Here is a 13,091-nt window from a genome sequence, read left to right as displayed (position 1 = left end):
CCGTCACCGCGGGCCGGCGCCCCCTCCGAACCGGTCCGGAGGGGGCGCCGGCGGCTGCCCGTTCACTCTCTGGGCGGCAGCTTCGGACGCCGCCGGTCAGGTACGTCCGTGTAACCGGGCGGCATCGCGGCCGGGTCCTGTTCGAGCAGTTCCAGTGCCAGGTGCACGGCGTCGTCCATCCCGGCGTGCCTGCCCTCGGCCCAGTCGAGCGGGGTGCGCAGGACCTCGAAGTCCGGTTCCACCCCGTGGTTCTCCACCGACCATCCGTACTCCGGGAACCAGGCGGCGTTCATCGGCACCGTGATCACCGTGCCGTCGCCGAGGGTGTGGCGGCCGGTCATGCCGACCACCCCGCCCCAGGTGCGCTGGCCCACCACCGGTCCCAGGCCGAGCAGCTTGAAGGCCGCGGTGATCATGTCCCCGTCCGAGGAGGTCGCCTCGTCGGCCAGTGCCACGATCGGGCCGCGGGGGGCGTTGGAGGCGTAGCTGACGGGTTGTGCGTCGCGGGTCAGGTCCCAGCCGAGGATGGAGCGGGTGAGCTTCTCCACCACCAGTTCGCTGATGTGGCCGCCCGCGTTGCCGCGTACGTCCACGATCAGCGCGGGACGGGACATCTCCATGCGCAGGTCGCGGTTGAACTGCGCCCAGCCCGAGCCGCCCATGTCGGGGATGTGGAGGTAGCCGCACCGGCCGCCGCTGAGCTCCCGGACCACCTGGCGCCGTTTGGACACCCAGTCCTGGTAGCGCAGCGGTCGCTCGTCGATCAGCGGGATGACGGCGACCCGGCGGGAGCGGCCGGAGCCCTCCGACGGCTGGAAGGTGAGCTCGACCGTCGTCCCGCCCGCTCCCGCCAGCAGCGGGTAGGGGCCGGCGACGGGGTCCACGGGCCGGCCGTCCACGTGGGTGAGCACCGCGCCCTCCCGGATGCCGGTTCCGGCCAACGGGGAGCGGGCCTTGGAGTCGGAGGACTCGCCGGGCAGGATCTTGCTCACCACCCATGTCCCGTCCCGGGGGACGAGGTTGGCGCCGAGCAGGCCGATGGCCCGCTGGTAGTGCGGGGGGCCCTCGTTGCGGCGGGCGGGCGAGACGTAGGCGTGCGAGGTGCCGAGCTCGCCGAGGACCTCGCGCAGCAGGTCGGCGAACTCGTCAGGGGAGGCGACGCGTTCGACCAGGGGGCGGTACTGGCGCAGTACGCCGTCCCAGTCGATGCCGCACAGGTTCGGCTCCCAGAAGTAGGCGCGGATGATCCGCCCGGCCTCCTCGAAGGCCTGGCGCCACTCGGCCGCCGGGTCCACCTCGTGCAGGATGCGCCGCAGGTCGAGGTAGACCGTCGAGTCGCTGTCGCCCGACTCGGTGGCGGGGACCGCGCGCAGGTCGCCGTCGTCGTGGACCACCAGCCGGGTCCCGTCGCCGCTGACCGCGAACCAGTCCAGTCCCGAGGCCAGTTCGCTCTTGCGGGCCTTGGTCAGGTCGAAGTGCTCCAGCGTGGGTTTGCCGCTGAGGTCGTTGGGGTTGGCGAAGGTCTCGCCGAGCGCGCCCGAGATCGGCCAGCGCAGCCACACCAGCCCGCCGCCGTGCACCGGGTAGAGGGCGGAGTACTTCGAGGCGCTCACCGGGAACGGGGTGACCCGGCTCTCCAGCCCCTCCACCTCCACGGTCACGGCGCCGTTGTCGCCGGGGGTCTCCGCATCGCCCTCGGCCGGATCCAGTCCGCCCGCCGCGGGCCGTCCCTCGGCCGAGAGCGCGAAGGGCGAGGGGGTCGCGGAGGACAGCGGCACCAGGTACGGGCGGCAGCCCAGCGGGAAGGACAGGTCGCCGGTGTGCACGTCGTAGACCGGGTCGAAACCGCGCCAGGACAGGAAGGCCAAGTAGCGCCCGTCCCGGGTGAAGACGGGATTCTCGTCGGCGAAGCGGCCGTTGGTGACGTCGACGACGGTGCGCGCGCCGGGCCCGGAGATGCGGGCCATCTTGATCTGTCGCAGTGAGCGCCCGATGCCCGGGTGCGACCAGGTCAGCCAGGCGCCGTCCGGGGAGAAGGCAAGGTCGGTGACGGGGCCGTTGATGGACCGGATCAGCTCGGTCACCCGGCCCTCGGACTCCTCCGTGGCGTCGACGAGCAGCAGCCGCCCGTCGTTCGAGGCGATGGCCAGGCGCTCCCCGTCGGGGTCGGAGAGCAGTTCGGTCACGCGCCCCAGTTCGCCCGCGGCCAGCCGGCGCGGCCGCCGCTCCCCGGAGGCCCGGGGCAGGTAGGCGATCTCGATCGCGTCCTCGCCCTCGGCGTCGGTGACGTAGGCGACCTGCCCGCCGCTGCCGAGCATCTCCGGCAGCCGCACCCGCACCCCAGGGGTGTCGGCGATGGTCCGGGCCGGCCCGTCGCGGTGGGTCAGCCAGTACAGGCTGCCGCGCACCACGACGGCGCTGGCCCGCCCGGTGGCGTCCACGGAGAGCGAGTCGACGTGGCTGGCGGCCGGCACCTGGTAGACCCGCCGGCCGGCGCGGGGGCCGCCGAGGCGGACCTGGAGCTTGCGCGGGACGGCGTCGGGGGCCAGGGACTCGACGAGCCAGAGGTCCCCGGCGCACTGGTAGACGACCCGGGTGCCGTCGCTGGAGGCGTGCCGGGCGTAGAACTCGTCGTGGTCGGTGTGGCGGCGCAGGTCGGTGCCGTCGGTCGAGCAGGAGTAGAGGTTGCCGATGCCCTCGTGGTCGGAGAGGAAGGCGATCCGGCCGTCCACGAACATCGCGGTGTCCAGGTGGCCTTCGAGCTCCTCCAGCAGCTGGCGCCCGTGCAGCCAGAGCCGGCCCATGGCGCCGCCCCGGTAGCGCTTCCAGGCGGCGGGCTCGTGCGGTGGCTTGCCGGTCAGCAGCAGGCTGCGGTGCTCGCCGCCGATGTCGGCCACCTGGATGTCGGAGACGGGGCCCCAGGGCAGACGACCGCCGGGGCTGCCGTCGGTCGGCAGTTTGTAGGCCCAGGAGAAGTAGGAGAAGGGCTGTTCGTGCGAGGAGACGGCGAGGATGTTGCCGTCGGGGTCCCAGCCGCAGACGCGGGTGTCGGTGGCGCCCCAGTGGGTCAGCTGCCGGGCGGGGCCGCCGTCGACGGGCGCCAGGTGGATCTCGGGGTCGAGGCTGCGCCAGGTGGTGAAGGCGATGTGCCGGCCGTCGGGGGAGAAGCGGGGGTGGCCGACCCGGGTCCGGTCGACGGTGATCCGCCATGCGCGTCCGGGGGTGTGGCCTTCGGGGACCAGCGGGGCGACCCAGAGGTCGTCCTCGGTGGCGAAACACAGGAGGTCGTCGTGCAGGTGCGGGAACCGGAGGTACGCGACGTCGTGACTCACCCCCCAATGCTTTCCGCGGGAGGGGGCCCCGGCAACTCGTACTGGTGACCCATGCCACCCCCTAAAACGAAACGGAACGGTTTCGTTTCGCTTGAGGGAGGGGTATCGTCGTAAGCGTACGGAACAGTTTCGTTCGGATGGAGGCGCGGAGATGACCGAGGCGATGTCGGCCCGGCGCAGCCGGATCACCCCCGAACGGCAGGCCGAACTGCACGAGGCGGTCCTCGACCTCCTGCGTGACGTCGGCTACGAGGCGTTGACCATGGACGCGGTCGCCGCCCGTACGAAGTCCAGCAAGGCCACCCTCTACCGCCAGTGGGGGAGCAAGCCGGAGCTGGTCGCCAAGGCCCTGCGATGCACGCAGCCCGTTTCGCTGCGCGAGATCGACACGGGCAGCCTGCGCGGGGACTTCGCGCTCATGGTGGAGCACTCGGACGACGCGCAGATGGCCAAGGACACCGCGCTGATGCGGGGTCTGGCCCATGCCGTCCACGAGAGCCCGGAGCTCCACAAGGCGCTGCGGGACCTGCTGGTCGACCCGGAGATCACCGGGCTGCAGGTGATGCTGCAGCGCGCGGTGGACCGGGGCGAGATCGCCCCGGGGTGCCCGGCCCTGGGGTTCGTACCGCACATGCTCATCGGGGCGTTCATCGCGCTCCCGCTGATCGAGGACCGGCCGGTGGACCGGGCGTTCCTCGGTGACTTCATCGACGCCGTGGTGTTCCCCGCCCTCGGCGTCTGAACCTCCCCGGTTCAGCACGGTCCCCGTCCCGTCCCCAGCCCATGGCAACGATGCCGCCCTGCTGCTCCTGACACGCCGCTCTCGTCGTCGGGCCGGCTCACCACGCCCTGATCCCTACGGATCCATCCCACGACCTGAACGGGAGAACCACCGACGTGGCCACCTTCCTTTACCGACTCGGCCGGGGCGCCTTCAGGCGCCGCGGGCTCGTCGCCCTTCTCTGGGTGGCGCTGTTGTTCGCCGCCGGCTTCGGCGCGGCCACCGCGGCCGCTCCCACCTCCGGATCGTTCTCGATACCCGGCACGGAGGCCCAGCGGGCCTTCGACCTGCTGGACAAGAAGTTCCCGGGCATGGCCGCCGACGGCGCCACCGCGCGCATCGTCGTCAAGGCCCCCGAAGGCGCGAAGGTCACCGACCCCGGCCCCAAGGCCGAGGTCGAGAAGATCGTCAACGGACTGAAGACCGGTCCGGGCGCGGAGCAGATCGCCTCCGTGGCCAACCCCTACGAGGCTCAGGCGGTCAGCCAGGACGCCTCCACGGCCTACATCAGCGCCAAGTACACCGTCAGCGGCATGGAGCTGCAGGACGCCACCCGCGACGCGCTCAAGGAATCGGGCGGCGACGCGAAGGCCGCGGGCCTGAACGTCCAGATCGGCGGTGACGCGCTGATGGTGGCCCCCGAGACCGGCTCCGGCGAGATCATCGGCATCCTCGTCGCCGCGATCGTCCTCGTGATCACGTTCGGTTCGCTGGTCGCGGCCGGCCTGCCGCTGCTGACCGCGATCGTCGGCGTGGGCATCGGCGTCTCCTCCATCACCGCGCTCGCCAACGTGCTGGACCTCGGCAACACCACCGCCACCCTCGCCACGATGATCGGCCTCGCGGTCGGCATCGACTACGCCCTGTTCATCGTCTCCCGCTACCGCGCGGAGCTCGCCGACGGACGCGACCGGGACGAGGCTGCGGGCCGGGCGACCGGAACTGCCGGTTCCGCCGTCGTCTTCGCCGGTCTGACCGTGGTCATCGCCCTCGTGGGCCTCGCCGTGGTCAACATCCCGATGCTGACCAAGATGGGCGTCGCGGCAGCGGGCACCGTGGTCATCGCCGTGCTCGTCGCGCTCACCCTGGTCCCGGCCATCCTCGGCTTCGCGGGCGGGAAGGTCCTGCCGGCGGGCGAGAAGAGCAAGCTGTTCGGCAAGGGCAGGCCCGCTTCCGAGAAGAAGGCCAACGGCGGCACCCGCTGGGCTCGCTTCGTCCTGCGCCGCCCCGTCATGGTGCTGCTGGCCGGTGTGATCGGCCTCGGGGTCGTCGCCATTCCGGCGAGCAAGCTGGAGATGGGCCTGCCGGACGACGGTGCCCAGCCGGTCTCCACCACCCAGCGTCAGGCGTACGACCTGCTGTCGGAGGGCTTCGGCCCCGGCTTCAACGGACCGCTGCTGGTGGTCGTCGACGGGGACAAGGCCCTGGCGGACGCCACGGTCGACCGGGTCAAGGGCCTGAAGGGCGTCGCGGCGGTCACCCCGCCGACCGCCAACGAGGCCGGTGACGCCTCGGTGATCACGGTCATCCCGAAGGACCGTCCGTCCTCCGCCCAGACCGAGAACCTGGTCCACGAGATCCGCGACGGCAGCGGCGACGACGTCCTCGTGACCGGTGCCACCGCGATGAACATCGACTTCTCGCAGAAGATGAACGACGCGCTGCTGCCCTACCTGGCCCTCGTCGTCGGCCTCGCCTTCCTGCTGCTGATGCTCGTCTTCCGCTCGATCCTGGTCCCGCTCAAGGCGGCCCTCGGCTTCCTGCTGTCGGTCGTCGCGGCCCTCGGCGCGGTCGTCGCGGTCTTCCAGTGGGGCTGGCTCGGTTCGGTCTTCGGGGTGGAGCAGACCGGTCCGATCATGTCGATGATGCCGATCTTCATGGTCGGCGTGGTCTTCGGACTCGCCATGGACTACGAGGTCTTCCTCGTCACCCGCATGCGGGAGGCGTACGTCCACGGCGAGCGCCCCGGCCAGGCGGTCGTGACCGGCTTCCAGTACAGCGCCCGGGTCGTGGTGGCCGCAGCGGTCATCATGATCGCGGTGTTCGCGGGCTTCATCGGGGCCAGCGAGCAGATGGTCAAGATGATCGGCTTCGGCCTGGCCGTCGCGGTCTTCTTCGACGCCTTCGTGGTCCGCATGGCCATCGTCCCGGCGGTGCTCGCGCTGCTCGGCCACAAGGCCTGGTGGCTGCCGGCGTGGCTGGACCGCGTACTGCCGAACGTGGACGTGGAGGGCGAGAGCCTGCGCCGGCACCTCGCCGCCGAGTCCGCGCAGGACGAGGGCCCGGACAAGGACCGCGAGCTGGTCAACGCCTGACCGGTCCGACGATCCGCGCGGCCCGGCCCCGTACCCCGACCACCGGGAGTACGGGGCCGGGCCCGTTGCCGCTAGCGGGTGGCGGAGGCGGTGGAGGCCGCGTAGGTGCGCCGCAGGAAGCGGCGCAGCGCGGCGATGTCGAACTGGACCACGGCGACGCCCTCGGGGGAGTGGAACTCCACGACCGCCTGGACGCGGCCGCAGGGCCAGACGCGCACGTCCCCGGTGCCCGTCGGCGCCTGGAGGCCCGCCTCCAGCAGGGCCCGGGGGAAGACCCACTCGTTGTCGGTGCCCTCGGGGGACAGGTCGGCCGGGAAGACGATCCGTACGGCCAGCGGCTCGGCGGGGGCGAAACGCAGAGCGACGGGGATGGCCCGGTAGAGGGGGTCGTCGGTGATCACACGGGCGCGGACCCGCTCTTCGACGGGGGCCGCGGTCGCCGTCGCGGTCGCTGGGGGATTCTCGGCGGTGGCAGACATCGACCAGACTCCTCGAATCGGAACAAATCCGTCCGTTTGCCCTCCAGCCTCGCACATTCCCACGAAAATGCGCGCCTCTCTTTGTGATGCGCCCGCTCTTGCCAACGGTTTGCAACTGGGCACTATTCTTGAACGGTTCAGGCCGTAGAAGAAGCGGAGCCCACTCCATGCATGTGCCCGACGGATTCGTCAACGCACCCGTCTCGGTGGCCGCCGGAGTGGCGGCGGCCGCGGCGGTGGCCGTCAGCCTCCGCGGCGCCCGCCGCGAACTCGACGAGCGGACCGCGCCGCTCGCCGGCCTCGTCGCCGCCTTCATCTTCGCCGTCCAGATGCTGAACTTCCCGGTCGCCGCCGGCACCAGCGGCCACCTGCTGGGCGGCGCGCTCGCCGCGATACTCGTCGGCCCCTACACCGGCGTGCTGTGTGTGTCCGTCGTCCTGCTCATGCAGGGCATCCTCTTCGCCGACGGCGGCCTGACCGCCCTCGGCGTGAACATCACCGTCATGGGCGTCGTCACCGTCGTCACCGCGCACCTGGTCTTCCGCGGGCTGCTCCGCCTCCTGCCGCCCGGCCGCCGTTCCGTGACCGTGGCGGGATTCGCGGCCGCCCTGCTCTCCGTGCCCGCCGCGGCCGCCGCCTTCACGGCCGTCTACGCCGTCGGGGGCACCACCGACGTGCCGCTCGGCAAGGTCCTCACCGCCATGGTCGGCGTGCACGTCCTCATCGGCATCGGCGAGGCCCTCATCACCGCGGCGACCGTCGGCGCCGTGATCGCCGTACGTCCCGACCTGGTGCACGGGGCCCGCGGCCTGGCCGCGCCGCTGAAGCTGCGCGTCGACGGCGCGCTCATCGACGCGCCGGCCGGCCCCGCGCCCACCGCCGCGGTGGCCGCGGCCGGCTCGGCCAAGAAGGTGTGGGCGACCGGCCTGGTCACCGCGCTCGTCCTCGCCGGGTTCGTCTCCTTCTATGCCTCCGCCAGCCCCGACGGCCTGGAGAAGGTCGCCGCCGACCAGGGCATCGACCAGAAGGTCGAGGAGCACGCCGCCGCCGGCTCCCCGCTCGCCGACTACAGCGTCAAGGACGTCGATGACGCCCGCCTGTCCGGGGGCCTCGCCGGAGTCATCGGCGTCGGGATCACCGTGGCCGCCGGCACCGGGATCTTCTGGGTCGTGCGCCGCCGCACGTCCCACGAGTCGACCGCCGCCGCCACCTCCGCCCCGGTCGCCTGACATGGGTGCGGGCCACGCCCACCGGCTCTACCGCCCGGGCAGCTCCCCGGTCCACGCCCTGCCCCCGCACTGCAAGCTCGCCGCGGCCTTCGGCTTCGTCGTGGTCGTCGTGTCCACTCCGCGGGAGGCGGTGTGGGCCTTCGGCCTGTACGCACTGCTGCTCGCCGGCGTCGCGGCCGCGGCCCGGATCCCGGCCGGATTCCTGCTGCGCCGGCTGCTGATCGAGATCCCCTTCGTCGCCTTCGCCGTGCTCATGCCCTTCGTGGCCGAGGGCGAGCGGGTCGAGGTCCTCGGCATGTCGCTCAGCGTCTCCGGCCTGTGGGGCGCCTGGAACGTCCTCGCCAAGGGAACCCTCGGCGTGGCCGCGTCCGTCCTGCTCGCCTCGACCACCGAGCTGCGGGCCCTCCTGCTGGGACTCCAGCGACTCAAGCTGCCGCCGATGCTCGTCCAGATCGCCACCTTCATGATCCGCTACGGCGACGTGATCGGCGACGAGCTGCGCCGGATGTCCATCGCCCGTCGCTCGCGCGGCTTCGAGGCCAGCGGGATCCGGCACTGGGGAGTGCTCGCCAAGACGGCCGGCGCCTTGTTCATCCGGTCCTACGAACGCGGCGAGCGGGTCTACCTGGCGATGGTCAGCCGCGGCTACGCCGGTTCCATGCCGGTCATCGACGAGGCCGTGGCCACGCGGAGCCAGTGGGCCTACGCCGCCGTGCTCCCGGTGACGGCACTCGCCGTCTGTCTGATGGGATGGACTCTGTGACCAGTACCCCCTCGCCCGCCCCGTCGCTCGAAGTCGCCGGGCTCGCCTACGCCTATCCGGACGGACACCAGGCCCTGTACGGCGTCGACCTGACCGTCGCACGCGGCGAGCGCGTCGCCCTGCTCGGCCCCAACGGCGCCGGCAAGACCACGCTCGTGCTGCACCTCAACGGCATCCTCGGCGGCGGCGTCGGCTCGGTGGCCGTGGCCGGGCTTCCGGTGGAGAAGCGGAACCTGGCGGAGATCCGGCGCCGGGTGGGGATCGTCTTCCAGGACCCTGACGACCAGCTGTTCATGCCGACCGTGCGGGAGGACGTGGCCTTCGGCCCGGCCGCGGCCGGGATGCGGGGCGCGGAGCTGGACGAGCGGGTCACGGCCGCCCTGGAGCAGGTCGGCATGGCCGACTTCGCCGACCGGCCGCCGCACCACCTCTCCTTCGGGCAGCGCCGCCGCGTCGCGGTGGCGACCGTACTGGCCATGCGGCCGGAGATCCTGGTCCTGGACGAGCCGTCGTCCAATCTGGACCCGGCCTCCCGCCGCGAACTCGCCGACATCCTGCGCGCGCTCGACGTGACCGTGCTGATGGTGACGCACGACCTGCCGTACGCGCTGGAGCTGTGCCCGCGCTCGGTGGTCCTCAGTGAGGGGGTCATCGCGGCGGACGGCAGCACCCAGGACCTGCTGTGCGACGAGGAACTGATGCGGGCCCACCGGCTGGAACTGCCCTTCGGCTTCGACCCCCGCACGCCCCTGCTGACGCGCCCCTCGGGCTGACGCACCCCCTCGCCCCGGCGGATCGCTCCCGCGGACCCGGGAGGCGGGACCCGGGAAGCCGGACCGTACGGTGGGTGTTGCGCTGTGGCGTAAGAAGCAGGAACAGGCGCCGTCGGCGCCGCGGCAGGTGGTGGGAGCGGACGTGGAAGTCCACGGGACGGTGGCGGAGGGCTTCGAGCCCGTCAGGGACGCCTTCGCGCGCAACTTCGAGGTGCTCGGCGACCGGGGCGCGGCCGTCGCCGTCTACCGGGACGGCCGCAAGGTCGTCGACTTGTGGGGCGGCACCCGGGACGCCGACGGCACCGAGCCGTGGGCCGAGGACACCGCGCAGATCGTCCGCTCCGCCACCAAGGGCGTGGCCGCCGCGGTCCCGCTGCTCCTGCACCAGCGCGGGCTGCTCGACCTGGACGCGCCGGTCGGCGAGCACTGGCCGGAGTTCAAGACCGGCGGCAAGGAGAAGGTCCTCGTACGGGACCTGCTCGCGCACCGCGCGGGCGTTCCGGCCCTGGACCGGGGGCTGACCGCCGCCGAGGCCGCGGACGGGGTGTCCGGGCCGCGTGCGGTCGCCGCGCAGCACCCCTTCTGGGAGCCGGGCACCGGGCACGGCTACCACGCCCAGACCTACGGCTGGCTGCTGTCCGAGCTGGTGCTCCGGGTGACCGGGCGCACGCTGGGCTCCGTCCTGGCCGAGGACATCGCCGAGCCGCTCGGCGTGGACTTCTGGATCGGGCTGCCGGAAGGCCAGGCCGGGCGGGTGGGCCGGGTGGCGCCCGTCGAGCCGCCGGAGCGCGCCGGACTGCTGAGGACCAGGCCCCGCAGAAACGTTTCCGAGGCCTATGCCGACCCCGACTCCCTCACCCGCCGCGCCTTCGCCGCCATCGATCCGCTGCCGGACGAGAACGCCCCCGCGTACCGGGCCGCCGAGCTCCCCGCCTCGAACGGCATCGGCACGGCCCGCGCCCTGGCCCGGTTCTACGGGGCCACCATCGGCGCGGTCGGGGACGGCCCGCGGCTCTTCACCCCCGCCACCACCGCGCTCGCCGCCCGCGAGCACTCCGCGGGACCGGACCGGGTACTGGTCGTGAACACCCGCTTCGGCGCCGGATACATGCTGCACGGCCCGGCCTCGCCGCTGCTCTCACCCGCCTCCTTCGGCCACCCCGGCCGCGGCGGCTCCCTGGCCTTCGCCGACCCGGACGCCGGCATCGGCTTCGGCTACGTCACCAACGCCCTGGCCACGTCGGTCACCGCCGACCCCCGGGCCCAGTCCCTGGTCCGGGCCCTGAAGTCAGCCCTCTGAGGGCCGCGCCGGACCCGCACGCACCTCGGCCCCGGCAGCCCCGGCGGCCCCGGCGCGTGCCGGACGAGCTCGCCCGGCACGCGCCGCCCGGGCGCGCCGCACCGCCACCCGGGTGAGCCGGGGCCCGATGTCAGCCCGCGTTCAGCACCTGGGCGACGATCGGGCCGGCGGCCTCGCCGCCGTGGCCGCCACCCTCGACCATCGCGGCCGCGGCCACGTCGCCGCTGAAGCCGGTGAACCAGCTGTCCGGGCTGTCATCGGCGCCGCCGACCTCGGCCGAGCCGGTCTTCGCGCCCTTGTCCGAGCCGTGGACGGGGGCCATCGCCTCGCGTGCGGTGCCGCTGGTCGCCGTCAGCCTCATCATGGAGACGAGCTGCTGCTGCACGGAGGACTTCATCCGGCGCTGGGCCGTGGCGATCGTCCGGCCGTCCAGCTCCGGCGAGACGAGCAGCGGCTGGCGGAAGACGCCGGTGCGGGCGGTGGCGGTGATGGACGCGACGTTCAGCGGGTTCATGGTGATCCGGCCCTGCCCGATGTACGCGGCCGCGGCCTCGGCCCCCGTGGCCGGCGGGACCTTCCCGTCGGTGGACCTGACGCCCGTCTTCCAGTCCAGGCCGATGCCGAAGACCTCCGTGGCCTCCCTGGGCAGCGCGGAGTCGTCGTCGACGGGCTTGATCTGCTTGATGAAGGCGGTGTTGCAGGAGCGGGCGAAGGAGGTCGCGAACCTTGTGCCCGCCGGGAGCTCGAAGTTCTTCAGGTTGTGGAAGGCGCGGCCGCCCCAGGACACCTCCTTCGGACACTCCGCGGGCTTGTCGGCGGCGACCAGGCCGCGGTCCAGCAGCATCGCCCCCGTCACGATCTTCATCGTGGAGCCGGGTGCCCGGTTGCCCTGCATCGCCGCGTTGAAGCCGTCCGTGCGGTGGTTCGCGACGGCCAGGATGTGCCCGTTGCTCGGCTTGACGGCGACCACCGAGGCCTCCGGGAACCGGGCGACCGCCCGCTCGGCCGCCGCCTGCACCGTCGCGTCCAGGTAGGTCTTAAGGGTGCTGGGCTCGCCTTCGACGAGGGTCAGCAGGGTCCGCTTCGGTGCGTCCGCCGCGGCCGGCTCGATCCACACCTCGGCCCCGGCTCTGCCGCCCGCCTTGCTGCCGTAGTTCTGGCGCAGCTCGTCGAGGATCTGGCGCAGGGAGGGGTACTTCTCCGCCGTCAGCTCCTCGCCGTTGCGGTCCACGGCCTTGACGGGCGGGTTCGCGGCGGCGCCCGCGCGCAGCTTCTCGTCCTTGCCCAGCTGAGGGTGGATCACCGAGGGCTGCCAGTCGACCAGAGGCCTACCGGTGGTCAGCCCGCGTACGACGGTCAGCTGGGAGTCGTAGCCGAGGGGCTTGGTCGTGCCCTCGTAGGTGATCTCCGCCTCGACCCTGAAGGGCACGGTGGTGCCGTTCGCCGGGCCGGGAGTGATCACGGCCTTGGAGACGTACGCCTTGGTCCTGAAATCCTCGACCGCGCTCTGGGCGGCGGCGGCGTTGTTGGTCAGGTCGGCCGCTCCCCGCTCGTCCCCGGCGGCCCAGGCGGCCAGGAACGCCGTGGCGACCTTCTCGGCCTCCTTCTCGCCGACCGGCCCGCTGCCCCTGCCGGACCGGACGGACGCGTCCGGGTCCGCTCCCTCACCGCTGTCGTCGACCAGGGTGTACACCCCGTAGCTGGCGCCGCCGAGCATCGCCAGGAATACACCGCCGATGACGGCGCCTTTGGCTGCCCCGTTCACTCGTTCGTCCTCCCCCGTGGTCACACTTCTCTGAACGTGTTCAAAGAGCCTTGGTGTCGACCTTACTCTGCGGAGTCGTATGGTGTGCGCTCGTTACCGGACCATCACACCCGGAGGGCAGCTTCCCGGATCCTCCCGGTGGCGCCCTCGGCGCTGCCGATCGGGCCCCGCACACCGGATCGAACCGGGTCGAAGTGCACGGGCCGGGGCCGTGTTCTAGCGTCGAAAGGGCGAGGGCGACCGATGCGCCGAGCCGGTCGCCCGCCCCGGAGGTCCCCGCTCCGCGCCGCCGCCCCCGCCCGTGGTCCGGCGCATCCGCGGATCGCGTGACCGACCGAGAGAGCAGGTGCATCC

The 13,091-nt window shown here is 72.6% G+C and carries 9 protein-coding genes; 6 read left to right on the top strand and 3 right to left on the bottom strand.

The features are described 5' to 3' along the window. Positions 1 to 62: 62 nt before the first annotated feature. On the bottom strand, positions 63 to 3,332 hold the full coding sequence (locus R4Z63_RS12755) for a S41 family peptidase (RefSeq protein ID WP_384450097.1): 3,270 nt from the start codon (positions 3,330 to 3,332) through the stop codon (positions 63 to 65). 151 nt (positions 3,333 to 3,483) lie between these two features. On the opposite strand from R4Z63_RS12755, the gene R4Z63_RS12750 reads away from it, so the two are divergent. Beyond that, positions 3,484 to 4,074, top strand: a complete 591-nt coding sequence (locus tag R4Z63_RS12750; RefSeq protein WP_172671371.1) for a TetR/AcrR family transcriptional regulator — start codon at positions 3,484 to 3,486, stop codon at positions 4,072 to 4,074. Between the two features lie 155 nt (positions 4,075 to 4,229). Next, a complete protein-coding gene (locus R4Z63_RS12745) occupies positions 4,230 to 6,428 on the top strand; it encodes an MMPL family transporter (RefSeq protein ID WP_037925146.1) in 2,199 nt (732 codons plus the stop codon). A gap of 71 nt (positions 6,429 to 6,499) precedes the next feature. On the opposite strand, the gene R4Z63_RS12740 is transcribed toward R4Z63_RS12745, so the two are convergent. Then, on the bottom strand, positions 6,500 to 6,907 hold the full coding sequence (locus R4Z63_RS12740; protein ID WP_037925147.1) for an SsgA family sporulation/cell division regulator: 408 nt from the start codon (positions 6,905 to 6,907) through the stop codon (positions 6,500 to 6,502). A 167-nt stretch (positions 6,908 to 7,074) separates the two neighbouring features. Here R4Z63_RS12740 and R4Z63_RS12735 point away from each other — a divergent pair, with 167 nt between their 5' ends. The 4 genes from R4Z63_RS12735 to R4Z63_RS12720 all read left to right on the top strand — a co-directional run bounded on the left by R4Z63_RS12735 (position 7,075) and on the right by R4Z63_RS12720 (position 10,972). Continuing rightward, positions 7,075 to 8,136, top strand: a complete 1,062-nt coding sequence (locus R4Z63_RS12735; protein ID WP_384450102.1) for an energy-coupling factor ABC transporter permease — start codon at positions 7,075 to 7,077, stop codon at positions 8,134 to 8,136. Position 8,137: 1 nt separating this feature from the next. After that, positions 8,138 to 8,899: a cobalt ECF transporter T component CbiQ gene (gene cbiQ, locus R4Z63_RS12730; RefSeq protein ID WP_384450105.1), complete on the top strand. Its 762-nt coding sequence runs from the start codon at positions 8,138 to 8,140 to the stop codon at positions 8,897 to 8,899. Beyond that, entirely contained in the window at positions 8,887 to 9,672 is a 786-nt protein-coding gene (locus R4Z63_RS12725; RefSeq protein ID WP_037925150.1) for an energy-coupling factor ABC transporter ATP-binding protein, read from the top strand. The genes cbiQ and R4Z63_RS12725 overlap by 13 nt, the downstream gene beginning before the upstream one ends. Positions 9,673 to 9,814: 142 nt before the next feature. Next, positions 9,815 to 10,972: a serine hydrolase domain-containing protein gene (locus R4Z63_RS12720; protein ID WP_384450154.1), complete on the top strand. Its 1,158-nt coding sequence runs from the start codon at positions 9,815 to 9,817 to the stop codon at positions 10,970 to 10,972. A 130-nt stretch (positions 10,973 to 11,102) separates the two neighbouring features. On the opposite strand, the gene R4Z63_RS12715 is transcribed toward R4Z63_RS12720, so the two are convergent. After that, entirely contained in the window at positions 11,103 to 12,737 is a 1,635-nt protein-coding gene (locus R4Z63_RS12715) for a penicillin-binding transpeptidase domain-containing protein (protein WP_384450109.1), read from the bottom strand. Between the last annotated feature and the right edge of the window lie 354 nt (positions 12,738 to 13,091).

This window comes from Streptomyces sp. PL-29 (genome assembly GCF_058344425.1).
Note: the sequence above shows the minus strand (reverse complement) of the source record. Positions and strands in the feature narration are given on the sequence as shown.